Below are 26,195 nucleotides of genomic sequence, written 5' to 3' on the forward strand. Positions count from 1 at the left end.
TGTGACGTCACCGCATCCCCTGCCTGCCTCAGGCCCAGCGCCTTCGTCCAGCCCGATGTCGAGCTACCAGCGGCGGATCCTGACCGTCGCTGTTCTGTCGTCGTTCATCGTGTTCCTCGACGGCACCGTCATCAACGTGGCGCTTCCCGCGATCTCCCGGGAACTCGGGGGAGGCCTCGCCGGCCAGCAGTGGGTCGTCGATGCCTACCTCATCTCGCTGACTGCCGTCATCCTGCTCGCGGGTTCGCTCTCCGATGCCTTCGGGCGGCGCCGCGTGATCTTCTGGGGGCTCATCGGGTTCGGCGCGGCCTCTGTGCTCTGCGCGGTGTCGGTGACGGATGCGATGCTGATCGTCTCCCGGGGCATCCAGGGAATCGCGGGGGCGTTGCTGGTACCGAGCTCGCTGGCGATCATCGTGGCGAACTTCGATGGGCCGGCACGGGCGAAGGCGATCGGTCGCTGGACGGCGTGGACGAGCACAGCGTTTCTCGCCGGCCCTCTTCTGGGCGGCGTGTTGGTCGACCTGGTGTCGTGGAGGCTGGTGTTCGCGATCAACGTCATTCCGATCGCGGTGACCCTCCTTGCCCTGCGCCGCCTCGACCTCGAACCTCCCCGGGCCGTGAAGCCGGTGATCGACTATCGCGGGGCGGTGCTCGGCATCCTCGGCATCGGGTTGCCGGTCTTCGCCCTCATCGAACACGGCAGGCTGGGCTGGTCGAACCCGATCGTCTGGGGTGCGCTGGCGCTTGGCCTCGCCTCCTTCGGGCTCTTCCTCTGGAACGAGGCTGTGGCGAGCCACCCGATGCTTCCCCTCTCCTTGTTCCGGGTGCGCAACTTCTGGGTGGGCAATGTGGCCACCGCCTTCATCTACGCCGCGCTCTCGCTCGGCGGGTTTGCCCTCACCCTGTTCCTGCAGCAGGTTGCCGGCTATTCCGCCACCCAGGCCGGCCTGGCCTCGCTGCCGTCGACCGTGATCAGCATCTCGCTCGCGTCGCTGTTCGGCACACTTGCCGGTCGTTACGGTTCGCGCTGGTTCATGGCAGCAGGCCCGATCGTGGGAGCCGTGGGGTATCTGCTCCTCTCGCAGGTCACGGCTGAGGCAAACTACGTCAGCCAGGTTCTTCCCGGAACCGTCGTGTTCTCGCTCGGACTGGTGATGACGGTGGCTCCGCTCACAGCGGCGGTGCTGGGCTCGATCGACCCGGAGCGGGCAGGCATCGCGTCAGCCACCAACAACGCGGTCTCGCGCGTCGCGGGACTCGTCGCGACCGCTGCTGCGGCACTCATCATCGGCGATGCCCTCACGGTGGAAGGCTTCTCGCGCGCCGCGCTGGCCACGTCGGCACTGCTGGTGGTCGGCGGAATCGTCTCGCTGGTCGGTATCCAGAACGCGAAACGCAGCCAGCGAACCTAACGCGCCGTGCGTTTCGGCAGCTTCGGCAGGCTCGACTGGTCGAGCCAGGCCGCGAACAGGGAGCGCACGGGCACAGGGGAGTGTGTCTCGACCAGCGCGATGAATTCGGGAGTGCTGACGTTGCCGTGGCGATGCGTCGCTGCCCACTCGCGCAGAATCGTGAAGAAGACATCGTCGCCGAGAGTGGTGCGAAGAGCGTGGAGTGTCAGGGCGCCGCGCTTGTAGACCCTGTCGTCGAACATCCGGGCGGAACCCGGGTCACCGATCACCAGGTCTTTGGGCAGGCGATTGATCTTGCTCCAGGCCTGGGCTGCTGAGCCGTCAGCGGTCAGCGAGCCCGACTCCTCCGCCCACAACCACTCGGCGTAACAGGCGAATCCCTCGTGCAGCCAGATGTCCCGCCACTGCGAGATGGTGAGGCTGTTGCCGAACCACTGGTGCGAGAGTTCGTGTGCGATCAGTCGTTCAGAGCCTCCGACGCCGTCGATGTGGTTACGCCCGAAGATCGCCAGACCCTGGGCCTCGAGGGGAATCTCGAGTTCATCATCGGTGACGACGACGGTGTAGTCCGAGAACGGGTACGGCCCGAATGAGCGCTCGAAGAGTGCCATCATCTGTGGCTGGTCCTCGAAGTCGGCGAGGGCGTTCGAGCGCAGGTCTTCGGGCAGCAGCACATACTGCAGTACTCCACTCTGGGAGACCCCCATCGTCTCGTAGAGGCCGATCTGCACCGTCGCCAGGTACGTCGCCACGGGTTCCCGCGATTCGAATTCCCAGCGGGTGCGACTGGCCCGCTGCGTCCGCAGCACCAGTTCACCGTTGCAGAGCACGCGGTAGGCCGTCTCGGCCGAGAACGCGATCGAGTAGGTGGCCTTGTTCGATGGATGATCGTTGCAGGGGAACCACGAAGGGGCACCGCTCGGCTGACCGGCCACGATCACCCCGTCGGAGAGTTCTTCCCACCCGACCTCGCCCCACTGGCTGCGCACCGGCTTGGGGAGCCCTGCGTACTTGACGACGATGGTGAACTCTGCTCCATTGTCGAGAGGGAGAGCTGGGGTGATCACGAGTTTTCGGGCCGTCTGGATCACGTGGGTCGCCCGGGTTCCGTTGACGCTCACCTTGTTGGCAACGAGGCCGGCGAAGTCGAGGCTGAACCTGCTCAGCTTCTGGGTTGCACGAGCGGTGATCGTGGCCGTGGCGCTCAGCCTGTTGGAACTCACGCGATAGTCGCAGTCGAGGTCGTAGTGCAGCACGGTGTAACCGCCGTTGCCACTGGTGGGCAGGTACGGGTCGCCGAGCGAGCGTGTGCCCTCGGAGGCCAGCGCTGTCGATGTGGGCCGTGTCGAACGCGGCATCAGGCTGGCGCCTCGGCTGAGTCGTCTGCCCACGGGGCAATCGGGTTCCCGGCCCACCGCGATCCGGCGGGCACGTGCTCTCCGCGCATGACGAGGGAGGCCGGCCCGACGGTCGCGTCTGCTCCGATGGAGGCGGCCGGCAGGATCACGCCGTGCGGACCCAGGGTGGCACCGTCTTCGAGGTCGACGGTGTCGAGGCTCATGACCCGGTCGTGAAAGAGGTGGGTCTGCACCACGCAGCCCCTGTTGACGGTGGACGCAGCGCCCAGGCTCACGAGGTCAGCCTCTGGCAGCCAGTAGGTCTCGACCCAGGCTCCGCGCCCGATCGTGGTGCCCAGGGAGCGGAGCCACACGGCCAGTGCGGGCGTGCCAGTGGCTGAGCCAGCGAACCACGGAGCAGCAACCATCTCTACAAAGGTATCCGACACTTCGTTGCGCCAGACGAACGACGACCAGAGTGGATGCTCTTCCCGCCCGATTCTGCCCACCAGCGCCCACTTGGCGACCGTCGTCACCAGTGCGGCCACCGCTCCGGCGAGCAGCATCACCGCCCCCGAGAGCACGATCGCCCAGCCGATTCCAGCCGACGCGACAAGGTACTCCAGCAGCACGACGACGCCGAGCCCGAGCGCGACGCTGATCATCACCGGCACGATGCGCCCGATCTCCCAGAGCGCACGCGCAATCCGGCGCCAGGCAGAGGGCTGGAAGGTGCGCGTCTCGTCGAATTCTGCGACCTGGCGCCGCAACCGCACCGGCGGGTTGCCGAGCCACGAGGAGCCGCTCTTCGCCTTCCGCGGCGTCGCAGAGAGCACGGCGACGAGGCCGTTGCGAGGCACCGTTCGCCCGGGGCCCGTCATGCCGCTGTTACCGAGGAAGGCGCGCTTGCCGACCCGGGCCTCGTCGATGCGGAGCCAGCCGCCTCCGAGCTCGTACGAGGCCACCATGGTGTCGTCGGCGAGGAAGGCGTGGTCTCCGATCGTGGTCATCGCCGGCAGGAGCAGCACGGTGGAGGCTTCGACGTTCTTGCCGACCTTGGCCCCGAGCATCCGAAGCCAGACCGGCGTGAAGAGGCTCGCGTAGAACGGGAAGAGGATGGTGCGCGCAGCATCGAGCAGACGCTCCGTGGCCCAGACCTGCCAGCCGACCCGGGAGCGCACCGGATAGCTGCCCGGGCGAATTCCCAGGCCGAGCAGACGCGCGAAGACGACCGTGAGGCCCGCATAGACCACACCGGCGGCAAGGGTGGCCAGCGGGATCGCCGCCAGCGCGCGCAGAGCGGCGTCGCCGAGGGTGGGCAGGATGACCGTGGCCGGGGTGGTGATGACGGCGACTCCTGTATCGGTGGTGAGTGGCGCCTGCCCCAGGCAGAGGAACACGCCCACGACGGCGCAGCCGGCAAGCACAGCGAATGCTGGCAGGAGCGAGAGCACGATCGAGCCGAGGGCGAAGGGCACGAGCCAGCGGGTGTTGCGGGGTGGGCGGAAATCCGGCCAGTTCGGTTTCGCCTTGCCGACGCGTTCGGCGGGGGAGCCGGCCCAGAGCTGCCCGCCCTGCACCCGCCCCGAAACGGCGGAGCCCGGTGCGATCTCGGCCCGGCGGCCGATGTGTGTTCCCGGCAGCAGTGTGCTTCGTGCACCGACGGCCGAGTCCGCGTCGATGTGCACCGAACCGAGGCGCAGAATGTCGCCGTCGACCCAGTACCCGGCCAGGTCGACCTCGGGTTCGACGGATGCGCGGGCCCCGATCTTCAGCATGCCCGTGATCGGCGGGAGGGAGTGCAGGTCGACGCCCGGACCGATCTTCGCGCCGAGTGCCCTGGCGTAGGTGATGATCCAGGGGGCACCGGCGAGGTTCGTCGCCCCGACGAGGTTCGCGATCTGCTCTGCCAGCCAGAGACGCAGGTGCACGCTGCCTCCCCGCGGGTAGTTCCCGGGTTCCAAGCCAGCCAGCAGAGCCCTCGCGAAGACGACGGAGATCGCCATGCGGCCGAAGGGGGTGATCAGCAGCACGAAGCCGGCGAGAATCCACCACCACGACACGGTCGGCGCCCACGCGAAGTCACCGAAGAGGGCCAGCACGTTGTTGGCGGCCAGAACATAGACCAGCCACCGCAGGCCCACGAGCACATAGAGCGGGATGCCCAGCAGCGTCTGCGCGACCTGGGTGCCGACCGGGGTCGGGCGCACCGTGCGTCGTTTGCGGGCGGTGGCCGGAGCCCGCGCATCGAGTTCGGTCGCCAGGGCACCGATTCGCGGGTGGTCGTAGATGTCGGCCACGGTTGTCTCCGGGAAACGCATCCGGATGCCCGACACCAGTTGGGCGGCCGAGAGGCTTCCCCCTCCGAACGCGAAGAAGTCGTCGTCAGGCCCTGTCACTGGTGCGCCGAGAATGGCCGTCCACTGCACAGCGAGCCAGGCTTCGGTGGCAGAGAGCGGTGGCCGGGCATCCGAATCGCCAGAGCCGGGGGTGCCGTCACGGCGGGTGCCGTCGCTGACCGCGAGTGAGGGTGTCGGCAACGGCCAGGGCAGCGCGGCCTTGTCTACCTTGCCGGAGGTACGGGTGGGGAGAGATTCAACGACGGCGAGCAATGGCACGAGTGCGGCCGGCAGCGTCTCGCGCAGAAGGTCGGAGGCGTGCTGGGTGCTGAAACCCGAGTCGGCTTCGGTCAGGGCGATGTACCCGACGAGGATCTGGTTTCCGGCCTGTGTTCGCTGCACCACTGCTGCGGCACCGGCAACTCCGGGCAGCGCGGCGACGGCAGCTTCGACCTCACCGAGCTCGATGCGGCGGCCACCGAGTTTGACCTGGTCGTCGGCGCGGCCCTGGAAGAGCAGCCCTTCGGTGCTGAAGAGCACGTTGTCGCCGCTGCGGTACGCGCGATCCCAGCCCAGAGTGGGCATCGGCGCATACTTCTCGCGATCTTTGGCTTCGTCGAGGTAGCGGGCGAGCCCGACGCCGCCGATGACGAGCTCGCCGATCTCGCCCTCGGCGACGGGTGTACCGGAGCCGTCGACCACCGCGAGGTCCCAGCCGTCGAGGGGCAGTCCGATGCGCACCGGGCCCGTTCCGTCGAGCAGCGCAGCACACGCCACAACGGTCGCCTCGGTCGGCCCGTAGGTGTTCCAGACCTCCCGCCCGTCGACGGCCAGCCGTGCAACGAGTTCGGGAGGGCAGGCTTCTCCGCCGAAGATGAGCAGGCGGACCAGTTCGAGCGACTCGAGCGGCCAGAGCGCGGCAAGAGTGGGCACGGTCGAGACGATGGTGATGCCGTGCGCGATCAGCCAGGGCCCCAGGTCGACGCCTGAGCGCACGAGTGAGCGGGGTGCCGGCACCAGGCAGGCCCCGTGGCGCCACGCCAGCCACATCTCCTCGCAGGAGGCGTCGAAGGCCACCGACAACCCGGCGAGCACCCGGTCACCCGGCCCGAGGGGGTCTGACTGCAGAAACAGGCGCGCCTCGGCGTCGACGAAGGCCGCCGCCGACCGGTGGGTCACGGCGACGCCCTTGGGCGTACCCGTGGAACCCGAGGTGAAGATGATCCAGGCGTCATCGTCTGGCGTGGGGCCACCGACGACCGGCAAGGTGCCCGTCGGGCTGCCGAGGGTCGGCGCTTCGGTCTGAGGGGGTGACGATGCATCGGCGCTCGCGAGCTCGATCGATCCCGAGGCGCCGATCACCCCGACGACCTTCGCCTCGCCGAAGACCAGCTCGGCGCGCTCCTCGGGGTCGTCGGCATCGACGGGAACGTAGCTGGCGCCGACGGCCAGGGTAGCCAGAATGGAGATGTAGAGCACCCGCGTTCCCGAGGGGATGCGGATTCCGACCCGGTCGCCGTGGCGCACCCCCGCCGTTGCGAGTCGCGCTGCGGCCGCGTTGACCTCCCTGAGGAGTTCCCGGTAGCTGAGCGTTCCCGTCGCGTCGGCGAGGGCAGAGGCCTGTGGATGCTCGGCGGCAGTCGAGCGCAGAACATCCATCAGCGTGCGTGGCTGCGGTGCGCGGCCGCCAGCCAGGAGCAGCCCGGGGAGGGTCGCAACGAGGTCGTCTGGGGGTGTGCTGCCGGGCATCCTGTTCGCATCCTGTTCTGTCTTCGCCACGGCTCGCCTGCAGGTGCATGAACCGAGTCGTGAGCGTGGCGTTCGGATTTTAGTGGTGCACGGTGACGCGGGGGTGAACGGCCACAGTCTAGAGGCCGCCCGGAAGTCCATGACGGACTTTCGGCGCGCGCCCTGTCGACTGCCTCGCGTATCATGGGGGTTTTGAACAGCTGAGGATGTATGCGTAAATTCGTCGTTATAGCTGCGGCCGCTGCGGTCGCGCTCACCCTGGCCGCGTGCAGTGGCAGCCCCGCCACCCCGTCAGCCAGCCCGGTCGCCTGTGCGCTCACCGCTCCGGGCACCGCCTCGGATTCGGTGAAGGTCAGCGGTGACTTCGACACGCACCCGACGACGACGTTCACCTCACCCCTCACGAGCGACATCACGGAGCGCACCGTTCTCACCGAGGGTACGGGCGCCAAGGCCGGCACCGACATGCAGGCGACGATCGACTTCACGCTCTACAACGCGACCTCCGGCGCCGAACTGTTCACCACCATCAAAGACGGCGGCCAGCCCCTGCCCGTGATCGTGAACGAGTCGCAGTTCTTGCCGGGCCTCGTCAAGGCCGTCTCCTGCTCGACGGTCGGGTCGCGAGTGGTCGCTGTTGTGCCGCCAGGAGATGCGTACGGCTCGACGGGCAACTCGAGCCTCGGCGTCGCTGCCGGCGACTCGCTGGTCTTCGTGGTGGACGTGAAGGACGTCACTGCTGCACCATCAGCCACGCCGTCGCCGACGGTCGACCCGAACATGCCAACGCGGGCGACCGGTGCAGACCAGCCCGCACCGGCCGGGTTCCCCACTGTGGCACTGGCCGACGATGGAAAGCCGACGGTCACGATCCCGGCCAGCGACCCACCGACGACCGTGCAGATCGCCGACCTGAAGAAGGGTGACGGCGCGGTCGTCGCCGCGGGCGACAGCGTCACGGTGCAGTACCAGGGCGTCATCTGGGGCACGGGCAAGGTCTTCGACGAGAGCTGGGGCAAGTCACCGGCGACCTTCGTCACCAACCAGGTCATCCCGGGCTTCACGCAGGCGCTCGTCGGGCAGACCGTCGGCTCCCAGGTCATCGTCATCATTCCGCCCGACCAGGGCTACGGTTCGGCGGGCGTGGCGGCTGCGGGCATCTCGGGCACCGACACCCTGGTGTTCGTGATCGACATCCTCGCCACCACGCCGGGCCAGTAGGCCGGAGCCCAGATGTCAGCACGGCGGAGGGTCATCGTTCTCGGTTCGACCGGTTCGATCGGGGTGCAGGCGCTCGACGTGATCGCTGCCAACAGTGAGCGCTTCGAGATCGTCGGGCTCGCCGCAGGCACCAACCGGGTGGCGATCGATGCCCAGGCCGCCGAATTCGGGGTCGCCGACGTCGCCCTCGGGGCCGTCGAGGCCGAACAGCTCGTTCGTTCTGTCGACGCAGACGTGGTGCTGAATGGCATCACAGGCTCCGTCGGGCTCGGTTCGACACTTGCCGCGCTCGAAATGGGCAGGACCCTCGCGTTGGCGAACAAGGAGAGCCTCATAGTCGGCGGCGAACTGGTGCGAAGCATCGCGAAACCCGGGCAGATCGTACCCGTCGATTCCGAACACTCCGCGATTGCGCAGGCCCTCCGCTCCGGAACTGCGGCCGAGGTCGCTCGTCTTGTGCTCACAGCCTCGGGTGGACCGTTCCGCGGCCGGTCACGGGAGTCGCTCCACGACGTGACTCCCCGCGAGGCCCTGGCGCATCCCACCTGGGACATGGGGCTCGTCGTCACGACGAACTCCTCGACCCTGGTGAACAAGGGCCTCGAGATCATCGAGGCGCACCTGCTGTTCGACGTACCGTACGAGCGCATCGAGGTCACGGTTCACCCCCAGTCGGTCATCCACTCGATGGTGGAGTTTATCGACGGCTCGACGATCGCCCAGGCGTCACCGCCAGACATGCGCCTGCCGATCTCGCTCGGCCTCGACTGGCCGAACCGGGTCGCAGGGGTCGGAGTGCCGCTGGACTGGAGCTCGTCGCACAGCTGGACGTTCGAACCCCTCGACACGGAGGCCTTCCCTGCCGTCGCGCTGGCGAAGCAGGTCGGCCAGGCCGGAGGTACCTACCCCGCGGTCTTCAACGCTGCGAATGAGCAGGCTGTGGCCGCGTTCCACTCCGGTCGCATCGGATTCCTCGACATTGTCGACACGATCGCCGCGGTGGTGCAGCTGCACGAACGACCCTCTGGTGTACTCACGCGTGACTCACTGGCCGATGCTGAACTCTGGGCGCGCCGCGAGGCCGACCGCCTCATCGCCGGCGCGGGCTGAGAGCCTCGCTGGTTGAGTAGCACGGTGCCGGGCGCCGAGCGTATCTAAACCCGTTCGCGTACCGGGTTTCGATACGCGGCCGCGCCGCTACTCAACCTGCGTTCGCCAGGCGCCCGCTGCGCTCGACGCGCCGCGCTGAGAGCGAGCGCCTGTTCAGGGCGCCCGCTGCGCTCGCCTACTCAACCGACGGTCGGGCGAACGTAGAGCGGGCGCTCAGCCCGCGCCCAGCGCCGGTCGAAGCCCGGGCGGTATCGTGTGCAGGTGGAAAACGTGCTCCTGTTCATCGTCGGTGTGGTCATCATCGCGCTCGGTCTCGCGGTGTCCATCGCCCTGCACGAAGTCGGGCACCTCGTGCCGGCCAAGCTCTTCGGGGTCAAAGTCACCCAGTACATGATCGGGTTCGGACCCACCGTCTTCTCGCGCCGACGCGGTGAGACCGAATACGGAGTGAAGGCCATTCCTCTCGGCGGCTACATCTCGATGATCGGCATGTTCCCTCCGCAGAAGGAGGGTGGCAAGATCAGGCGCACCAGCACCGGCTTCTTCCGGACCCTCGTGCAGGATGCCCGCAAGGCCAGCGCGGACTCTGTCGGCGACGACGATGTGCGCGCGTTCTACCGGCTGCCCGTGCACAAGCGTGTGATCATCATGCTCGGCGGCCCGACGATGAACCTTCTGCTCGGAATCGTCTTCTTCGCGATCGTGCTCTGCGGTTTCGGTATCGCCGGCCCCAGCACCACCGTCGGTTCGGTGAGTTCCTGTGTGTTGCCGGCGAGCAGCACCAGGCAGACCTGCGAGACGGGGGACCCGGTGTCGCCGGGTGCCGCAGCGGGCATTCTCCCGGGCGACACGCTCGTGAGTATCGACGGCACGGCCGTTTCGAGCTGGGACCAGTCGACCGCGATCATCCGGGCCTCCTCTGGCAGGACGCTGTCCGTGGTGGTCAACCGCGATGGGGCAGAGAAGACGCTCAGTGTCACCCCGCTGCTGACCGAACGCGCCACCACTCAGCTGGTCAACGGCCAGCTGCAGGCAGTGACGGATGCCTCGGGCAAGGCCGTCACCGAACAGGTCGGTTTTGTCGGCATCGGGTACGCAAGCCAACTGGTGCCGCAGCCGATCACCTCGGTGCTGCCGTTCGTCGGGCAGAACGTCGCCGGCGTCGCGAACACGATCTTCAATCTGCCACAGAGGCTGGTCGGAGTGGCGAACGCTGCCTTCGGCAACGGGACCCGCGACATCAACGGCCCGATCAGCGTGGTGGGTGTCGGAAGGGTGGCCGGTGAGATCGCGACGATCGACATTCCGCTGGCCAGCAAGGTGGCGACCCTGATCGGGTTGCTCGGTTCGGTGAACATCGGGCTCTTCGTGATCAACCTCGTGCCGCTGATGCCCCTCGACGGCGGCCACATCGCCGGTGCCCTCTGGGAGGGTCTGCGCCGCCGTCTCGCAAAACTCTTCAAGCGGCCTGACCCGGGGCCCGTCGACACCGCAAAGCTGATGCCACTGACGTTCGTGGTCGTCATCTTCCTCGGCGGCGTCAGCGCCCTTCTCATGTACGCCGACATCGTGAACCCCGTGAACATCTTTGGCTGACCAAGCGGCAGAGCGAACGAGCTGTGTGACGCGTACTCCCGGGGGAGTACGGTGCACGCGCCGGGTGAGGGATGCCCGGCGGCACACACTTCGATACGATTCTGCGCATGCCCAGCACTGACCGCACCCCCAGCGCCGGTGACACGCCAGACCCCTGGGCGAACCGAGGCGACGCACTTGCGAGGTGGGAACGCCGCACCTCAGGTGACGCAGCAGCTGGCACCAGGTCCGGCCCGCCGCGCTGGGCGAGGCTCTGGTTGCCCGTCGTCCTCTCGTTCCTCGTGCAGGTCATACCCGCGCTCGTCGTAACAGGCCGCGCCAGGCTACCGATCGACATCGCTGTACCCATCGTTGCGCTTGCTCTGGTCGGGCCACTCGCCCTCATCGGCGCACGGCGCTTCCCTGGGCCTGTCGTGGCCATTGCCACTGCTGCCACTGCCGCAGACCTGCTCTTCACTCCCGGCTCCGGGGCGCCGTACCTCGCCCTGGCGTTCGCTGTCATCTCCGCGACAGTGCGTGGTGCACGTCGGTGGGCGTTCGCCTCGATCGCGGCCGGCTGGGTGGTCGTGCTCGTCGGTTCGGCGACGCTGGGCGTGCCCTGGCATCCTGGCCGGGTGCTCCTCACCGCTCTGGGAATCATCGTGGTGATGCTGATCGGCGAGGCCGTCCGCACCCGGGGTGAACGGGTGGCCGCGTTCCAGGCCGCCTCGAAAAAACGCAGGGAAGACGCCGCCGCCGCGGAACGCGTGCGGATCGCCCGCGAACTCCACGACGTGCTTGCCCACTCGCTCTCGCAGATCAACGTGCAGGCGGGAATGGGCCTTCACCTGATCGACTCCCAACCCGACAAGGCCAGGGAAGCCCTCGGCAACATCAAGGCGACGAGCAAGACCGCCCTCGACGAGGTGCGGGGGGTGCTCGGGTTCCTCCGCTCGGAGGGCAGTGTCGGGTGGGGTGCGGAGGAGAATCCCAGCGAGGCAGCCCTCGTTCCCCAGGCCGACCTCTCCCGGCTGCCGTCGCTGGTGAAATCCATCTCGACCGATGAGCTCTCCGTGGCACTGCACAACCGCCTCACCTCGGAACCGCCACCCGGCGTGCAGTTGGCGCTGTACCGCATCGCCCAGGAGAGCCTGACGAACGTCGTGAGGCATTCCGCGGCCACGAGCGCAGAAGTGCTTCTCGTCGAGCATCCGAGCGACTATGTGCTGGCTGTGACCGACAACGGAACCTCGACACAGCACCGTGCAGGGACGCCTGAGACCTCGGGCAGGGGGATGCTCGGCATGCGTGAGCGCGCCGAACTCCTCGGCGGGCACCTCGACGCCGGCCCGACTTCTGGCGGAGGTTTCTCGGTGGTCGCGACTCTGCCTCGAAGGAGCGGGCAATGATGGAACGCCCGGTGATCCGCGTCGTGGTCGCCGACGACCAACAGCTGATCAGGGCGGGTTTCAGCGCACTTCTGGCGAACGAACCCGACATCGATGTCGTCGGCGAGGCCGCAACGGGCACCGCGGCCGTAGAGCTCGTGAAACGCCTTCACCCCGATGTAGTGCTGATGGACATCCGGATGCCCGACGGTGACGGCCTCTGGGCCACCGAGCAGATCGCGGCAGACCCGGCGCTCGGTTCGACGCACATCGTCATCGTCACGACCTTCGAACTCGACGAGTACGTCGGTCGGGCGATCCGGGCCGGTGCCAGCGGCTTTCTGGTGAAGGATACGGAGCCGGTCGAACTGATCAGGGCCGTCCGCGTTGTCGCAGGGGGAGAAGCGCTGCTGTCGCCGAGTGTGACCCGACGCCTGCTCGAGCGTGTGGCTGGAGGGCTGAGGGACTCTTCCCAGGCGGTGCACCTCGACGCTCTCACCGACAGGGAGCGCGAAGTACTCGCCCTGGTCGGGCAGGGGCTCACCAACACCGAGATCGCCGGTCGACTGTTTCTGAGCCCGCTCACGGTGAAGACCCACGTCTCGCGCACGATGAGCAAACTGGCCGCGCGAGACCGCGCCCAGCTCGTGGTCGTCGCCTACGAAGCCGGGCTCGTGCGGGCCGGCTGGAACTGAAGCGTTCCGCGTGTGGAGTGCCACGGGAGTGACCTGCCGAGGCACAGATGCAACCGGGGGAGTACCCCACGAGCATCCGCCGGCCGATGTGCGAAGGATGCCCGGAGGGGAGCCTTGATACAGGGCCCAGATGGGTCTTCACGGCCCTGATCGGGTCGACTGTCGAAAGGACACCATCGTGTTGACAACTGCTGTCGCTGCAGCTCCCACCCAGGCGGCGCTCGCCCACTGGGGTCACTGGGGCGGCCCGGGGGGCCCAGGCGGCTTCGGATTCCTGTTCCTGCTGATTCCGCTGTTCTGGATCGGCGTGGTCATTCTCATCGTCTCTCTCGTGAGTCGTCGCCGCCGCAAGTATTGGGCTGCAAATGGCGGGCATCCCGGGTGGGGTGGCCCGGGCTGGGGTGGGCGCGGCCCGTGGGGTGCCCAGGGCTGGGGTGGCCAGAACTCGACCAGCGACGCCGAGAAGACCCTGGCCGACCGGTTCGCCAGAGGAGACATCGACGAGGTCGAATACCGCGCGCGGCTCGAGGTGTTGCAGGCCAACCGTCCGAGCGGACCGACGCCTCCCGCTGCCTGAGGTCTGACGCCTGAGGGTGGAGGGTGAGAGCGGAGGGTGAGGGTACCGATTGCGGAGGTAAGCTCGTGGCTGTGGCTGCAATCAACTTAGGGATGCCCAAGGTCGTCGAGACCCTCGCCCCCCGTCGCAAATCTCGTCAGATCAAAGTCGGCAAGGTGCTCGTGGGCGGTGACGCCCAGGTCAGTGTGCAATCGATGTGCACTACACCCACGACGAACATCAACGCCACGTTGCAGCAGATCGCGACGCTCACGGCATCGGGCTGCGACATCGTGCGGGTGGCTGTGCCGAGCCGCGACGACGCCGAAGCGCTTCCGATCATCGCGAAGAAGAGCCAGATCCCGGTCATCGCCGACATCCACTTCCAGCCGAACTACGTCTACGCGGCCATCGACGCCGGCTGCGCGGCCGTGCGGGTGAATCCGGGCAATATTCGCAAGTTCGACGACCAGGTCGGCAAGATCGCCGCCGCGGCCAAGGCTGCCGGTGTGAGCATCCGGATCGGCGTCAACGCCGGCTCGCTCGAGCCGAGCCTCATGGAGAAGTACGGCAAGGCGACTCCCGAGGCACTTGTCGAGAGTGCGGTCTGGGAGGCCAGCCTCTTCGAGGAACACGATTTTCACGACTTCAAGATCTCGGTGAAACACAACGACCCGGTGATCATGGTCAAGGCGTACCGACTCCTGGCCGAGCGCGGTGACTGGCCCCTGCACCTCGGTGTCACCGAGGCAGGGCCGGAGTTCCAGGGCACGATCAAGAGCGCGACAGCGTTCGGCATACTCCTGGGCGAGGGGATCGGCGACACCATCAGGGTCTCGCTCTCCGCCCCGCCCGAGCAGGAGGTCAAGGTCGGCCTCCAGATCCTGCAATCCCTGAACCTCCGGGAGCGCAAGCTCGAGATCGTGTCGTGCCCCAGTTGTGGCCGCGCCCAGGTCGACGTGTACAAACTCGCGAACGACGTGACCACCGGGCTCGAAGGCATGACCGTTCCCCTGAGGGTCGCTGTCATGGGCTGTGTCGTCAACGGGCCAGGAGAGGCTCGTGACGCCGACCTCGGGGTTGCTTCGGGCAATGGCAAGGGCCAGATATTTGTGCGGGGCGAGGTCATCAAGACCGTTCCCGAGTCGGAGATCGTCGCCACACTCATCGAAGAGGCGAATCGCCTCGCCGCAGAGATGCCGGCAAGCGCAACAGGCAGCCCCCAGGTCATCACCACGAACTGATCCCACGTTACTTAGCTCTGCTAATGAGCTAAGCTAACGATATGACCACCGATGTCGACACTGCTGGGACGGACTCCGAGACCGATCTCTCTTCCCAGCTCCGGCAAGCTGTTCTCCGAACTTCGCGCCGGCTCAGGGCGGAGAAGGCCGACAGTGAACTGAGCGACACGCAGTCGGTCGTCCTTGCCTACCTGTACAACCACGGCCCGAGTACACCCGGTGAGCTCGCGCGGTTCGAACGCGTGACCCCGCCCTCCATGAACCGCACGATCAATGCGGTTGTCGACGCAGGGTACGCCAAGCGCAGCCCGTCGGTCGAAGACGGGCGCAAGGTCGTCGTCACGCTCACGCCGGCTGGCGCTGCGCTCACGCTCGAGACTCGTCGTCGTCGCGACGAGTGGTTACACCGCCGGCTCGACGAGCTCACGGATGCGGAGCGCGAGACGCTCCTGCGGGCATCCGGGATCCTCCGCGGAATGGCCGACAGTTGACGGTACCCGCAGCTGAGGGCACTCTCGGCCCTGTGGTGGTAGAAGCCCACTGATGAGCGCGATGTTTCGCTCCTTCAGCGACTACAACTACCGCCTGTGGTTCGGCGGGGCCCTGGTTTCGAACATCGGAACCTGGATGCAGCGTATCGCCCAGGACTGGATCGTTCTGACCATCCTGACCGACAATGACGCTGTCGCCGTCGGCGTGGTCATGGCCTTGCAGCTCGGGCCACAGCTGCTCCTTGTTCCGTGGACCGGCATGGTGGCCGACCGTGTCGACCGGCGGGTGCTGCTCATGGTGACCCAGGCAGCGATGGGCCTGCTCGGACTGGGGCTCGGGGTGATCGTGCTGAGCGGCGCGGCCCAGCTGTGGCAGGTCTACCTGTTCGCCCTGCTGCTCGGCATCGCCTCGGCGTTCGATGCACCGGCCCGCCAGTCGTTCGTCTCCAACCTGGTCTCAGACGCGAACCTCTCAAACGCCGTGGCTCTCAATTCGGCGTCTTTCAACGGCGCACGGATGATCGGCCCGGCACTCGCGGGCGTCCTCATCGCCGTGGTCGGTGCCGGCTGGGTTTTTGTGATCAATGCGGCGAGCTTTGCGGCGGTACTCGCGTCACTGACCCGGATGCGCCGGCAGGACCTCCGGGCGCGCCAGAAGGGGCGTGGGGGGCCCGGGCAGCTGCTCGATGGCTTCAGGTACGTCTCCAAACGCCCCGACATCGTGATCGTGTTCATCGTGATCGCGATCATCGGCACTTTCGGGCTGAATTTCCAGATCTTCACCTCCACTATGACGACGGCCGTCTTCCGGCTCGATTCAACCGCGTTCGGTCTCTTGTCGTCGGTACTCGCGGTGGGCTCTGTCGCCGGGGCACTACTGTCAGCCAGGCGAGAAACGCCTCGGCTTCGACTGATGTTCGCTTCTGCCGGCCTGTTCGGTTTCAGCTGCCTGCTCGGCGCCCTCGCGCCGTCGTATCTGACATTCGCGCTCACGCTTGTTCTGCTCGGGTTCTCTGCCCAGACCCTGATGACGACTGCCAACAGTTCCGTGCAGCTCACAACCGCGCCGGAATTCCGAGGCCGGGTGATGGCCCTCTACATGGCGATCTTCATGGGAGGAACTCCGATCGGCGCACCGATTGTGGGGTGGGTAGCCAATGCCTACGGCCCGCGCTGGGCGATCGGGGTCGGTGCGGCTGCCGGCTTTGCTGCTGCGCTGACTGGGTTGATCTGGATGATCGCCCACCAGCATCTCCGTGTTGCAGTTCAGGCACACGGCTCGCCGCGGTTCGTCGTCACCCACGACGGTGATGGGCGCAGTGTCGACGCTCTCGAGACGATGCCGATCGTGCTCCCGGAGGACTTCGCCGTAGAAAGGGAACAGCTGAAAGACGAGATCGTGATCGACGAGGTCGAAAACAGGCGCTGATCAACTCGGAATTGTGCTCTGGGCACGTATAGTGAGATATTCTTAGTACTAAGGATAACTCACTATCACGGGAGGCTACTGTGCTCACCACTCGCTCTCACAACGGCTCAGTTCGTGGCTCCAACCCGCGCCTGGCCCGCGCCATCGTCGGGGCGGTGGCGATCTGCGTGGCGACCGCGATGCTCTGGCCGGCATTCGGGGGAACAGTTGCTGCCGATGCTGCGGTAACCGCTGCAGATCTGCCGCAGGAACAGGTGGCCGCAATCGGCGAGGCCGGTACGGTCTATTTGAGCGGCACGTGGTCGGGGTTCGTGAACTTTCCCCGACCCGACGGCAGCTCGGCATGGTCGAACGAGGTCGATGCGTCATTCAGCTGCAGCGGGTTCATCGCCAGCTCCGACGGGTATGTCGTCACCGCGGGCCATTGCGCCGACCCCGCGGAGGGCAGGACCAGCCTGGTCGACCAGTTCCTCAGCGACGAAGTGGCCAACGGCGACATCACCGAGGCTGATGCCCAGGCGTACCTCGCCGCCGGCGCCGAGGAGAACTGGCCGGTGGAGGGTGCGCAGTCCGGCGAACCGCCGGTGCTGGCGATGAAGGTCTATCCGGCCATCACCATCACGGCCGACGATTCGCAGAGCTTCGACGCTGTTCTGGTTGACGACAGGCCGATCGGCCAGGGCGACAGTGCGCTGTTCAAGATCGATGCCCGAAGCCCGCTGCCCGTTCTCCTCGTGTCTCCCAACGCACCCTCGACAGGGCAGACCGTCGATGCCATCGGCTATCCCGGCAACGTGTCAGGGCTCGTCAGTGGCAACCCGGAACCCACTTTTGCCCAGGGTCAGGTGAGTGGAAGGCAGCAGACCAGCGGTGGCCCCTTCACCCAGATCGGCGTCGCCATGAGCCCCGGCATGAGTGGAGGGCCGGTCGTGAACACGAGTGGAGACGTCGTCGGAACGGTGAGCTTCGGGCCATCCAGCGACACGCAGCAGCTCAACTTTGCGACAGCACCTGAGACCATCTCGGCGATACTCGCCCGAAACGGAGTCTCGAACGAGCTCAGCGATCTCGACGCGCTCTTCCGGAAGGGCTTGAACGAGTATTTCACGGGTCATTTCCACGATGCGGCAGCAGATCTCGGCACGGTGACAACGCGAGACCCGGCCAACGCGATCGCCCAGCAGTACCAGACGAAGGCGATCGCCTCGTTCCCGCAGGAGAACACCACGGGCTGGGTGGTCTGGGTCATCATTGGTGCGGCCCTCTTCTTCATCATCGTGATCGTGGTCGTGATCCTCCTGGTCGTGCTGCTCCGCTCTCGTCGGCGAAAACTGGCCGATGCACCACCGGTGGCCCTTGCAGCCGATCCGAATGCACCAGCACCAGCATCAGCATCAGCACCCGCGTCGACACCAGAACAGGCACCCCTGCCCGCACCCTTCGCTGGCCCGGTGCCTTCCGGGATGACTCAACCGGTGCCGATGGATCCGGCACAGGGGCCGAGCGACCAGGAGGTGCACTGAGCGATACGAGGAGAACAAGCGGTGCAGGCAGAACAAATAGACTCGTACAGTGCCAACACGTCTCACCAACTACTTTCTCAAGACTCTTCGCGAAGACCCCTCCGACGCGGAGGTGACGAGTCATCGGCTCCTCGTGCGCGCCGGTTACATCCGTCGGCAGGCGCCGGGCATCTTCGCCTGGCTGCCACTCGGGCTGCGGGTGAAGAGCAAGATCGAAGCGATCATCCGGGATGAGATGACCAACGCGGGTGCGCACGAGGTGCACTTCCCTGCTCTCCTGCCCAAGGAGCCCTATGAGGTGACGGGCCGATACGTCGAGTACGGCCCAGGCATGTTCCGTCTGGAAGACCGTCGCGGCGCCGGCTACGTGCTGGCGCCCACGCACGAAGAGGTCTTCACACTTCTGGTCAAAGACCTCTACAACAGCTACAAAGACCTTCCCTTGTCGATCTATCAGATCCAGGACAAGTACCGTGACGAGGCCCGCCCGCGCGCCGGGCTCCTGCGTGGCCGCGAGTTCACCATGAAGGACGCGTATTCGTTCGACTACACCGACGCTGGCCTCGACGCCTCGTACCAGGCGCAGCGCGACGCGTACGAGCGCATCTTCACCCGTCTCGGGCTCGAATACGTCATCGTCAAGGCCGACGCCGGGGCAATGGGCGGCTCGAAGAGCGAAGAGTTCCTGCACCCCACCCCGGTCGGCGAAGACACCTTCGTGCGCTCCGCCGGTGGCTATGCCGCGAACGTCGAAGCCTTCACGACGCTCGTGCCCGAGGCAGTGTCGATCGAGGGGTTGCCCGAGCCGACGGTGTTCGACTCGCCGAACACCCCGACTATCCAGAGTCTCGTCGACCTGGCCAACGCTGAGCAGCCCCGCGCCGATGGCCGCGCGTGGACGGCGGGCGACACGCTCAAAAACATCGTCCTCGCTCTCACGAACCTCGACGGTACGCGCGAAATCGTGGTTGTCGGTATGCCGGGCGACCGCGAGGTCGACCTGAAACGTGCCGAGGTGGCCTTTCAGCCCGCCGAGGTCGAAGCCGCAAACGAGGCAGATTTCGCGAAGCACCCCGGGCTGGTCAAGGGCTACATCGGCCCGTGGGCGACGGCCGGAGCCGTGCTGGGGGAGAGGGCTGCCACAGGCATCCGGTACCTTCTCGACCCGAGGGTTGTCGACGGTACCCAGTGGATAACGGGAGCAAACGAAGACCAGAAGCACGTCCTCGGTCTTGTCGCCGGGCGCGACTTCGTCGGAGACGGCGTCGTCGAAGCGGCAAACGTGCGAGACGGTGACCCGGCACCCGACGGCTCCGGCCCCATCGAGACAGCACGAGGCATGGAGATCGGGCACGTGTTCCAGCTCGGTCGGAAATACGCGGAGGCCCTGGGGCTCAAGGTGCTCGACGAGAACGGAAAACTCGTCACGGTTACCATGGGTTCGTACGGCATCGGCGTCACGCGCATCCTGGCCATCATCGCCGAACTGAACAACGATGCGAAGGGCCTGATCTGGCCTCCCGAGGTGGCACCGTTCGATGTGCACGTCGTCGCGACCGGTCGGGATGAAGCCGTCTACGCTGCAGCAGAAGCGATCGTCTCGGAACTCGAGGCGGCATGCAAAGATGTTCTCTTCGATGACCGGCCCAAGGTCTCGCCCGGCGTGAAATTCGGCGACGCCGAGCTGATCGGTGTGCCGAAGATCGTCATCGTCGGTCGCGGTGTGGCTGACGGAACCGTCGAAGTGTGGAACAGGGCCACGGGAGAGCGGGCAGAAATCGCGCTCGACTCCGTTGTGGGCGCAGTCTAGCGGTTTCGCGCAGTCGATCATCCCGGGCGAACTCTCATCCGGGCGGACCTAGACTTGTTCGATGCGCAGTCATAGAACGGCTGCATCGCGCTCATCTGCACAACGCTCATCTGCATCATGCTCATAAAGGACTCCCTTGACGAACAGCAATGCCACGTTCCGGCATCAGAACTCCGCTCTTCTGGCGATCAAAGCGCGGCTTGCACCCCTCGTGGTCACCTCAGAAGAGATCGATGTTCGCCTCGCCGAGGCTCTCACGCGGCTCCGGCTGCCGACGGGCCTCCTCCAGCGGGTGGCCGGTGTGGTGTCACGCCGTAACTGGGATGAGACCCAGACCTTCGACCAGGCCGCTGCATCTGCCGCGCAAGATGCCCTCGAGGCCGCGAAGGTCGACCCGAAAGACGTCGGTCTGCTGATCAACACCTCGGTGACGCGCAAGCACCTCGAACCATCGGTCGCGGTGGGAATCCACCACGCACTGGGGCTGCCGTCGTCGGCCATGAACTTCGACATCACCAATGCCTGTCTCGGATTCGTCAATGGAATGACGCTTGCTTCCCAGATGATCGACTCGGGCCAGATCAAGTACGCGGTCATCGTTGACGGCGAGGACTCGAATGAGATCCAGGCCAATACCATCCACCGTCTCTCGCAGCCCGGCATCTCCCGCAAGGATTTCGTGAACGAGTTCGCGTCACTCACCCTCGGCTCGGGCGCCGCCGCTGCCGTTCTCGGCCCGGCCGATGCCCACCCAGAGGGCCACCGGATCATCGGGGGCATCTCTCGTGCCGGTACTGAGCACCACTTGCTCTGCGTCGGCGACAAAGACGGCATGTTCACGCACACCAAGGAGCTGCTTGCCGGGGGCATGGCTCTCGTGGTCGAAGCCTGGAAGGAAGCCAAGGGCCAGTGGGACTGGCAGAAGATGGACCGCTACATCCTCCACCAGGTCTCCGATGTGCACACCGATTCCATCGTGAAAGCCGCGAAGATCGACCGTAGGAAGATCCCGCTCACGTACCCGTTGCTGGGCAACGTCGGCCCGGCTTCACTGCCGATGACCCTGGCACTCGAGGTCGAGAAGCTCATCAAGGGCCAGCGAATTCTCTGCATGGGAGTCGGGTCGGGCATCAACACTGCGATGACCGAGATCGTCTGGTAGTGATTCCGGCATCTCTCCCGCCCCGCGGTCTGCCGGGGCTCGCCGAGGAGTGGTCCCGCCTGGTGTCTGCGCCCGATTCACTCGGGGGCACACGCACCTGGCACATTCTCGACAACGGCGCCGAACTCGAGGCCGCTGGGCTGACGCCCACGGGAACGATTCTCTGCGTTCACGGTAACCCGACCTGGTCGTACCTCTGGCGAACGGTGCTGCAGGAGGCGACGGAACGGGCGCGATCTGGCGGCAGTGCATCGGAGGGCGATGCCGAGGTCTGGCGGGTCATCGCCGTCGACCAGCTCGAGATGGGGTATTCCGAGCGCTCCGGCCAAAGTCGGGCGCTGAAGACACGCGTCGCCGACCTCGGCCTCTTGACCGAGACGCTCGAACTCCAGACTCCCGTCGTCACACTCGGGCACGACTGGGGCGGCGTCGTCTCGCTCGGCTGGGCTGTCGATCATCCGGAGCTCCTCGCCAGTGTGATGCTGCTGAACACCGCGATCCACCAGCCAGAGGATTCGCCGCTGCCGGCCGTGCTTCGTCTCGTACTCCAGCGGTCTCTGCTCGTCACGAGCACGGTTCGAACCACCGGTTTTCTCGACACCACCCTCGCGATTGCTCATCCGGCCCTGGCTGGCGACGTACGGGCGGCCTTCAGGGCTCCCTACCGAACCGCTGCGAGGCGCGCGGGCATCGGTGCCTTCGTGGCCGACATCCCGGTGGATGACGCACACGACAGTTTCGCCGAACTGGCCCGCATCTCGACCGCCGTGGCGAAGCTGACGGTTCCCGCGCTCATGCTCTGGGGCCCCCGAGACCCGGTCTTCGGCGACCGCTACCTCGCCGACCTGATCACTCGGCTGCCTCACGCCGACGTGACCCGGTTCGAGCGCGCAGGGCACCTCGTGGGCGAAGACGTGGCTGTCGCGCCGATCATGATGACGTGGCTCGCAGAGAACCGCGCGACACCGGATGATCGTGCCCACGTCGGTACCCAGAACGCTGGGCCCGCAGCCGAGCCCGCTGCGACACCATGGCGTCCGCTCTGGGCGACGCTCGACGAGTTCGCCGCAGACAGCACACGGGCGGCTGGGACCGCCCTCGTCGAGATGGCTCCCCGAGGTTCCCGTGGGCAGCGCGTGGTCACCTGGGGGCTCCTCGGTCGACGCGTTTCAGAGATTTCAGAGGGCCTGCGGCAGATCGGCGTGAAGAAGGGCGACCGGGTGTCGCTGCTGGTTCCGCCGGGCGCCGACCTCACCGCTGTCGTGTACGCCTGCCTCCGCATCGGCGCGATCATCGTGGTCGCCGACGCCGGGCTCGGCGTGGCTGGTCTGGGGCGTGCCGTGCGGGGGGCCCACCCCACCCACATCATCGGAATCCAGCGGGCACTGACCGCCGCCCGCGCCCTCAGCTGGCCCGGGCAGAAGATCTCGACGGGTCAGCTCAGCCGGCCGCTCGCCGCAGCTCTCGGGGTCTCGCACTCCCTGGCCGACATCGCCCGCATCGGCCGCGACGCCACACCGCACCGGGCCGGACCGCTGGCCCGTTCCGAAGAGCCTGTTGACGCAGCCGACACCGCGGCCATCCTGTTCACCTCGGGTTCGACCGGCCCGGCCAAGGGAGTCGTCTACACGCACGGCCAGCTGAGTGCACTCATCTCCGTACTGTCACGCCAATTCGGTATGGGAGCCGGCACCGGTCTCGTCGCTGGGTTCGCGCCTTTCGCCCTGCTCGGCCCGGCCCTCGGAGCTGTCTCGGTCACGCCGGACATGGATGTCACGGCGCCCCGCACGCTGACGGCACGGGCAGTCGCCCAGGCCGCCATCGCGGTCGATGCCACTGTCGTGTTCGCTTCCCCCGCCGCCCTGGTGAATGTTGTGGCGACGGCGTCGGAGCTCACTCTGCCTGAACGGCGTGCACTCGGGTCGGTGTCAACGGTGCTGTCGGCCGGCGCACCCCTTGCCGTGCCGCTGCTCGAACAGGTTCAGAAGCTGGTTCCTGAGGCGATCATCCACACCCCCTACGGAATGACCGAAGGGCTGGTGATGACCGATGTGACCCTGGCAGAGATCGTGAGGTCGGCACCAGACGGCGGGGCTGCGGGTGGGGTGTGTGTTGGCAGGCCCGTTGCCGGGGTCAGCATTCGGATCAGCGCCCTCGACGCGCTCGGCGAAGCGACTGGCGAACTCGTCGACACGCCGGGAGTGACCGGCGAGATCGTCGTGGCGGCGACGCACCTGAAAGACCACTACGACCAGCTGTGGATGACGGAACGCGAGTCGAGGCGCGATCGCGACCCTGCCGCCCAGGCTGCTCAGGGTCTCGCAGGGCCGCGCTGGCACCGCACCGCTGACGTCGGCCATTTTGATGCGAACGGGCGCCTCTGGGTCGAAGGGCGCCTGCCGCACGTCATCTCGACGGCTGCGGGTGTGATCACCCCGGTCGGCCCCGAGCAGGCCATCGAGAAGATACCCGGAGTCAAGCGGGCCGCAGCAGTGGGCGTCGGGCCCAGCGGTGCTCAGCAGCTCGTCGTCGTGCTCGAACTCGACCGAGCGAAGCGTCTGCGTGCAGGAGTGACGCTGGCTTCTGCGACGCTCAGTGCAGCGGTCAGGGCTGCCGTTCGGGAGTCGACCACCCTCATCGGGGAGAGCGGCGTGGCTGCCGTGCTCGTGGTGAACGACCTGCCGACAGATGTTCGGCACAACTCGAAGATCGACCGAACCGCTCTCGCTGCCTGGGCCGGCGCCATTCTCGCGGGCGGGCGTCGGCGCACACCATGACGGTACTGGTCACCGGCGCGAGCGGGATGCTCGGACGAGCCGTTGCAACGGAACTGATCCGGTCCGGCCGAGACGTGGCGACCTTCCAGCGCGGTGAGTCGGGCGTGCGTGGAGCGCGAGATCTTCGCGGCTCGCTCACCGATGAGGAGCAGGTTCGGCTGGCCATCGAGGGGATGGAGTCGATCATCCATCTCGCTGCCAAGGTGTCGATGTCGGGGCGCGTGAGCGACTTCGACGCGGTAAATGTCGAGGGCACCCGGTCGCTCGTGAAGGCAGCTCGCCATGCAGGCGTTTCACGATTTGTGATGGTCTCTTCGCCGTCCGTTGCCCACTCCGGTGTCTCGGTGATCGGCGACGACGCGCTGCCGGCCGACCCTCCGCGCGCCCGGGGGGACTACGCGCGGAGCAAGGCAGAGTCTGAACTGCTCGCGCTTGCAGCGGACAGGCCCGGTTTCGCCGTCGTCGCGGTGCGGCCACACATCGTGTGGGGGCCTGGCGACACGCAGCTGATCGAGCGCATTGTCGAGCGTTCCAGACGGGGCCGCCTGCCGCTTCTGAGCGGGGGACTGGCGCTCATCGACACAAGCTATGTCGACAACGCGGCAACCGCGATCGTCGCGGGCCTCGATCGCGCCGTACAGGTGCATGGGCAGTCGTTCGTTGTGACCAATGGTGAGCCGCGCACGGTCAGGGAACTGCTTGCGGGAATCTGTGCTGCGGCCGGTGTGCCCGCGCCTCGGTGGAGCGTGCCGGCGCCGCTCGCTCGGGCAGCAGGTGGTGCGATCGAACGGTTCTGGGGGCTCAAGGACCGTACCGACGAACCGCCGATGACGAGGTTTCTCGCCGAGCAGTTGTCGACCTCCCATTGGTACGACCAACGCCGCACGCGGAATTCCCTCGGCTGGAAGCCCGCGGTGAGCCTCGACGAAGGCCTCGACCGGCTCCGCGAGTGGTACGGAGCCCGCCCGTAGCGGACACAGTAGTGGGGACAGTAGTGGGGACAGCGGGGGGAGGACAGCGCGGCGAGCGACATTCGGCTACTCTTGGTAGCTGGACTGCAGAACTCAATACAGAAAAAGAAGGAGGCCGGCCGTGGACATCGACCTCAGCGTGCTCAAGCTCATGGAACGCGAACGTGACATCCCGTTCGACGAACTCGTGCAGATCATCGAGCAAGCGATCTTGACCGCGTACCTGAAGCACACCGGCCAGGCAGACCATGTCCCCGCCGGTTCATCGCCTTCACACAGCTCCACCAACCACAGCTCCACCAACCACAGTGCGGCAACTCCGCCCGAGGCGCCCAAAGCACGGGTTCACCTCGACCGCAAGTCCGGTCATGTGAGCATCTTCGTGCCAGAACTCGACGACGAAGACCTGGTCATCGGGGAGTCCGAAGACAACCCGAGCGACTTCGGCCGCATCGCCGCTTTCGCCGCAAAACAGGTCATCAACCAGCGACTGCGTGACATCGCCGACGACGCCGTGCTCGGCGAGTTCAAGGGTCGAGAGGGAGACATCGTTGCCGGAGTCATCCAGCAGGGGCCGAACCCCCGCATGATCCATGTCGACCTTGGTACCGTCGAGGCCATCATGCCGCCAGAGGAGCAGGTGGCCGGCGAGGCATACACCCACGGCAACCGCATCCGGGTGTATGTGACGGCCGTGACCCGTGGGCTGAAGGGCCCGCAGATCACCGTGTCGCGAACGCACCCCTCCCTCGTTCGAAAGCTCTTCGCTCTCGAGGTGCCCGAGATTGCGAGCGGTGTCGTCGAGATCGTCTCGCTGGCGCGCGAGGCAGGGCACCGCACCAAGATCGCCGTGCGTGCGACGGAACCGGGAATCAACGCCAAGGGTGCGTGCATCGGAGAACTCGGCCAGCGTGTGCGCGCCGTCACCAGCGAACTCGGCAACGAGAAGATCGACATCGTCGACTATTCGGATGATCTGCCCACCTTCGTGGCGAACGCGCTGTCTCCTGCCAAGGTCACCAGCTCATTCGTCATCGACGCTTCGCTCAAGGCCGTGCGTGCGCTTGTCCCCGACTACCAGCTCTCGCTCGCGATCGGCAAGGAGGGCCAGAACGCCCGCCTCGCAGCGAAACTAACAGGCGCGAAGATCGATATTCAGCCGGACTCGATCCTCGAGGGCGACTGAATATCGGGCTTCGCGCCGTGCCGACGACGCGCTCAGCGTTGGCGACACGGTTTGACGTTGCTGTATTCAGCCGGACTCGATCCTCGAGGGCGACTGAATATCGGGCTTCGCGCCGTGCCGACGACGCGCTCAGCGTTGGCGACACGGTTTGACGTTGTTGTATTCAGCCGGACTCGATCCTCGAGGGATGACGAGCCGATCATCCATCGCCGGTCATT

Annotated in this window: 18 protein-coding genes; 16 read left to right on the plus strand and 2 right to left on the minus strand. The window is 66.5% G+C overall.

The features are described 5' to 3' along the window. The first annotated feature begins 1 nt into the window (after position 1). Positions 2 to 1,414 (plus strand): MFS transporter, encoded by a 1,413-nt coding sequence (locus JOE66_RS07950; protein WP_307827112.1) that lies wholly within the window; start codon positions 2 to 4, stop codon positions 1,412 to 1,414. On the opposite strand, the gene JOE66_RS07955 is transcribed toward JOE66_RS07950, so the two are convergent. Next, positions 1,411 to 2,772, minus strand: a complete 1,362-nt coding sequence (locus JOE66_RS07955) for a M1 family metallopeptidase (protein ID WP_205108330.1) — start codon at positions 2,770 to 2,772, stop codon at positions 1,411 to 1,413. The genes JOE66_RS07950 and JOE66_RS07955 overlap by 4 nt on opposite strands. After that, positions 2,772 to 6,839: a Pls/PosA family non-ribosomal peptide synthetase gene (locus JOE66_RS07960; RefSeq protein ID WP_205111752.1), complete on the minus strand. Its 4,068-nt coding sequence runs from the start codon at positions 6,837 to 6,839 to the stop codon at positions 2,772 to 2,774. Before JOE66_RS07960 ends, JOE66_RS07955 begins: the two co-directional genes overlap by 1 nt. A gap of 210 nt (positions 6,840 to 7,049) precedes the next feature. Between JOE66_RS07960 and JOE66_RS07965 the strand changes: the two genes are divergently transcribed. From JOE66_RS07965 to nusA, 15 genes are all read left to right on the plus strand, one after another. After that, positions 7,050 to 8,060, plus strand: coding sequence for an FKBP-type peptidyl-prolyl cis-trans isomerase (locus JOE66_RS07965; protein ID WP_205108332.1), 1,011 nt, complete (start codon positions 7,050 to 7,052; stop codon positions 8,058 to 8,060). Between the two features lie 12 nt (positions 8,061 to 8,072). Beyond that, the gene (locus JOE66_RS07970; RefSeq protein WP_205108334.1) at positions 8,073 to 9,170 is read left to right on the plus strand and encodes a 1-deoxy-D-xylulose-5-phosphate reductoisomerase; all 1,098 of its coding nucleotides are present in this window, start codon (positions 8,073 to 8,075) and stop codon (positions 9,168 to 9,170) included. Between the two features lie 261 nt (positions 9,171 to 9,431). Next, positions 9,432 to 10,766, plus strand: coding sequence for a M50 family metallopeptidase (locus JOE66_RS07975; RefSeq protein ID WP_205108336.1), 1,335 nt, complete (start codon positions 9,432 to 9,434; stop codon positions 10,764 to 10,766). A gap of 107 nt (positions 10,767 to 10,873) precedes the next feature. Then, positions 10,874 to 12,154, plus strand: a complete 1,281-nt coding sequence (locus JOE66_RS07980; protein ID WP_205108338.1) for a sensor histidine kinase — start codon at positions 10,874 to 10,876, stop codon at positions 12,152 to 12,154. Positions 12,155 to 12,165: 11 nt separating this feature from the next. Beyond that, complete coding sequence (locus JOE66_RS07985; protein ID WP_205111754.1) at positions 12,166 to 12,828, plus strand: response regulator transcription factor; 663 nt, start codon at positions 12,166 to 12,168, stop codon at positions 12,826 to 12,828. 178 nt (positions 12,829 to 13,006) lie between these two features. Beyond that, the gene (locus JOE66_RS07990) at positions 13,007 to 13,405 is read left to right on the plus strand and encodes an SHOCT domain-containing protein (protein WP_307827113.1); all 399 of its coding nucleotides are present in this window, start codon (positions 13,007 to 13,009) and stop codon (positions 13,403 to 13,405) included. 71 nt (positions 13,406 to 13,476) lie between these two features. Beyond that, entirely contained in the window at positions 13,477 to 14,628 is a 1,152-nt protein-coding gene (ispG, locus tag JOE66_RS07995) for a flavodoxin-dependent (E)-4-hydroxy-3-methylbut-2-enyl-diphosphate synthase (RefSeq protein ID WP_205108342.1), read from the plus strand. A gap of 41 nt (positions 14,629 to 14,669) precedes the next feature. Continuing rightward, complete coding sequence (locus tag JOE66_RS08000; protein ID WP_205108344.1) at positions 14,670 to 15,119, plus strand: MarR family winged helix-turn-helix transcriptional regulator; 450 nt, start codon at positions 14,670 to 14,672, stop codon at positions 15,117 to 15,119. Positions 15,120 to 15,171: 52 nt separating this feature from the next. After that, positions 15,172 to 16,548, plus strand: coding sequence for an MFS transporter (locus JOE66_RS08005; protein ID WP_205108346.1), 1,377 nt, complete (start codon positions 15,172 to 15,174; stop codon positions 16,546 to 16,548). Positions 16,549 to 16,628: 80 nt separating this feature from the next. Beyond that, a complete protein-coding gene (locus tag JOE66_RS08010; protein ID WP_205108348.1) occupies positions 16,629 to 18,071 on the plus strand; it encodes a trypsin-like peptidase domain-containing protein in 1,443 nt (480 codons plus the stop codon). A gap of 49 nt (positions 18,072 to 18,120) precedes the next feature. Further along, positions 18,121 to 19,881 (plus strand): proline--tRNA ligase, encoded by a 1,761-nt coding sequence (locus tag JOE66_RS08015; protein ID WP_205108350.1) that lies wholly within the window; start codon positions 18,121 to 18,123, stop codon positions 19,879 to 19,881. 136 nt (positions 19,882 to 20,017) lie between these two features. Further along, positions 20,018 to 21,043, plus strand: a complete 1,026-nt coding sequence (locus JOE66_RS08020; RefSeq protein WP_205108352.1) for a 3-oxoacyl-ACP synthase III — start codon at positions 20,018 to 20,020, stop codon at positions 21,041 to 21,043. After that, positions 21,043 to 23,820: an alpha/beta fold hydrolase gene (locus JOE66_RS08025; protein WP_307827114.1), complete on the plus strand. Its 2,778-nt coding sequence runs from the start codon at positions 21,043 to 21,045 to the stop codon at positions 23,818 to 23,820. Before JOE66_RS08020 ends, JOE66_RS08025 begins: the two co-directional genes overlap by 1 nt. Beyond that, positions 23,817 to 24,791 carry an NAD-dependent epimerase/dehydratase family protein gene (locus tag JOE66_RS08030; RefSeq protein ID WP_205108354.1) on the plus strand — a complete coding sequence of 325 codons (975 nt, stop codon included), beginning with the start codon at positions 23,817 to 23,819 and terminating at the stop codon, positions 24,789 to 24,791. Before JOE66_RS08025 ends, JOE66_RS08030 begins: the two co-directional genes overlap by 4 nt. 121 nt (positions 24,792 to 24,912) lie before the next feature. Then, positions 24,913 to 25,977 (plus strand): transcription termination factor NusA, encoded by a 1,065-nt coding sequence (gene nusA, locus JOE66_RS08035; RefSeq protein ID WP_205108356.1) that lies wholly within the window; start codon positions 24,913 to 24,915, stop codon positions 25,975 to 25,977. Positions 25,978 to 26,195 lie beyond the last annotated feature (218 nt).

This window comes from Subtercola frigoramans (genome assembly GCF_016907385.1).
Classification (GTDB): Bacteria; Actinomycetota; Actinomycetes; order Actinomycetales; family Microbacteriaceae; genus Subtercola; species Subtercola frigoramans.

Excerpts from the sequence above, each read along its gene's own strand:
- JOE66_RS07955 (WP_205108330.1), bottom strand. The coding sequence starts at position 2,772 with ATGCCGCGTTCGACACGGCCCACATCGACAGCGCTGGCCTCCGAGGGC.
- JOE66_RS07960 (WP_205111752.1), bottom strand. The coding sequence starts at position 6,839 with ATGCCCGGCAGCACACCCCCAGACGACCTCGTTGCGACCCTCCCCGGG.
- JOE66_RS07965 (WP_205108332.1), top strand. The coding sequence starts at position 7,050 with ATGCGTAAATTCGTCGTTATAGCTGCGGCCGCTGCGGTCGCGCTCACC.
- JOE66_RS07970 (WP_205108334.1), top strand. The coding sequence starts at position 8,073 with ATGTCAGCACGGCGGAGGGTCATCGTTCTCGGTTCGACCGGTTCGATC.
- JOE66_RS07980 (WP_205108338.1), top strand. The coding sequence starts at position 10,874 with ATGCCCAGCACTGACCGCACCCCCAGCGCCGGTGACACGCCAGACCCC.
- JOE66_RS08000 (WP_205108344.1), top strand. The coding sequence starts at position 14,670 with ATGACCACCGATGTCGACACTGCTGGGACGGACTCCGAGACCGATCTC.
- JOE66_RS08005 (WP_205108346.1), top strand. The coding sequence starts at position 15,172 with ATGAGCGCGATGTTTCGCTCCTTCAGCGACTACAACTACCGCCTGTGG.
- JOE66_RS08030 (WP_205108354.1), top strand. The coding sequence starts at position 23,817 with ATGACGGTACTGGTCACCGGCGCGAGCGGGATGCTCGGACGAGCCGTT.